Source organism: Sphaerochaeta sp. S2 (assembly GCF_016406725.1).
Taxonomy (GTDB): Bacteria; Spirochaetota; Spirochaetia; order Sphaerochaetales; family Sphaerochaetaceae; genus Sphaerochaeta.
The window spans coordinates 1-1979 of the sequence record NZ_JAEKNT010000513.1 but is presented as its reverse complement, the minus strand read 5'-3'; the positions used below and the strand labels follow the sequence as shown (position 1 = coordinate 1979).

2 protein-coding genes and 1 pseudogene are annotated in these 1979 nt (G+C 50.3%); all 3 read left to right on the top strand.

Annotated elements, in window-relative coordinates:
• Window positions 1-760, top strand: a 760-nt coding sequence (locus tag JF818_RS15010; protein ID WP_198892820.1) for an ABC transporter permease, incomplete at its 5' end; no start/stop codon positions are given.
• Entirely contained in the window at window positions 757-1668 is a 912-nt protein-coding gene (locus tag JF818_RS15005; RefSeq protein WP_198892818.1) for an ABC transporter permease, read from the top strand. The genes JF818_RS15010 and JF818_RS15005, both read left to right, overlap by 4 nt.
• A pseudogene (locus JF818_RS15000) lies at window positions 1668-1979 on the top strand (purine-nucleoside phosphorylase); the annotation flags it as partial. The gene JF818_RS15005 and the pseudogene JF818_RS15000, both read left to right, overlap by 1 nt.

Genomic DNA, 1979 nt, shown 5'->3' with positions numbered 1-1979 from the left:
GATACAAGGACTGCACTGGGTGCTTGCCATCGTCTGCGCAATACTCATTGGGGCCCTCTGGGGTGGATTGGTGGGAGTGCTGAAAGCAAAGTATGAAGTAAGTGAGGTTGTCTCAACCATCATGCTCAACTACATTGCCTTGTATCTAAGTCGCATCATCTCACTGCAAATGCCTGGCGCCACCACCTACAAGACAGCTGACTTCCCAGAGACTGCCTTGATCACCAATGACTTCTTCACCAAGATCACCAACTATTCGTTGTTGAATAATGGTATCTTTTTAATGATCATCGCAGTAATCGTGTTCTGGTTCATCATGGAGAAAACCAGTCTTGGGTTTGGCATGCGGGCCACTGGGTTCAACAAGGAAGCAGCAAGGGCCAGCGGTATACCGGTGGTGAAATCCATTGCACTTTCCATGGCCATCGCTGGGGCTTTTGCAGGCCTTGCTGGAGGCATTGTTGCATTGGGCTCCTTCAAGTATGGAAGAGTTCTCTCCGGGATGGACAACTATGGTTTTGACGGTATTGCCGTTGCCTTGGTAGGAAACAGCACCGCTCTCGGTACCACCCTCGCGGGGCTCTTGTTCGGTATGCTCAAGAACGCACAAGCTCTGATGCAAGGGAAGCAGATTCCCAAGGAGATTACCTTCATCATCCAGGGAATGATCGTTATCTTCATTGCCCTCCGTTCAGCCTTGATCCTCTACCAACAGCACCTCGATAAGAAAAAACTGCAGAAGGAGGTAGGAGTCAAATGAGTATGATACTTGGAATGCTACCTTCTGTATTGATGATCGTGGCCCCCATTCTCATCACCGCCATTGGTGGGATGATCTGTGAGAAGTCAGGGGTCGTAAACATAGCCTTGGAAGGTCTTATGGCAATCGGAGCATGTACAGCGGCAGCTGCACATGTCCTGATGGAGATGGCAGGGGTTCCTCAAACACTTTCCCTCTTCCTGGCCTTGACCATGGGGTTTGTAGTTGGGGGACTGTTCTCCCTTATCCATGCTGTGGCAGCAATCAACCTTAATGCTGACCAGACCATCAGTGGTACCGGTATCAACCTGCTCTCCACTGGTGTAACGATTTTTGCCAGCCAGATTCTCTTCAATGCTGACAGAACCAAAGAGTTCATGATGGGCATGCAGACAGACGCACTTGGCATCTATCCGACTGCCTATATTGCTGTTGCTGTTGTTGTCCTCTCGTGGATCCTGCTTTACAAGCTCCCCTTCGGGATGCACCTCAGAGCATGTGGAGAACATCCTGGAGCTGCTGAAAGTGTCGGTATCAACGTGAAGAAGATGCGCTACTTTGCTGTTATCTCCAGTGGTGTCCTTGCTGGTCTTGCAGGTGGTTGTGTGGTGCTTACCCAGACCATCCAATATACAAGCAATACCATCAATGGTCGTGGATTTATCGCACTTGCTGCTGTTTCTTTTGGTCGTTGGAGTCCACTGGGGGTAACTGGTGCAGCTTTCCTCTTTGGAACAGCACAGGCTTTTGCCATCATCGCGAACAACGTTCCTGCATTGAAGGCTCTTCCTTCGGAAGTTTTCAATATCCTTCCCTATGTCGTGACGCTCGTGGCACTGGTGCTTTCCAGTGGCAAGAACTATGCGCCACGTGCTGCAGGCAAGCCATATGAGAAGGGGGCAAGCTGATGACTCCTCACAATAGAGCATCCAAGGCAGATATTGCACCTGTAGTGCTTGCTCCTGGGGACCCACTACGAGCAAAGCTGGTAGCTGAACACTTCCTTGAAGATGCCCGTCTGGTCACCGATGTGAGAAACGTTCTTGGATACACAGGCGTCTACAATCATATGCCGGTCTCAGTACTCTCTACTGGGATGGGTGGCCCGTCAGTTGGTATATACAGCTATGAACTATTCACTGAGTATGGGGTTGATGCCATCATCCGTATCGGGACCTGTGGAGGCTTGCAACCATCCATCGCTGTGGGTGATCTGATT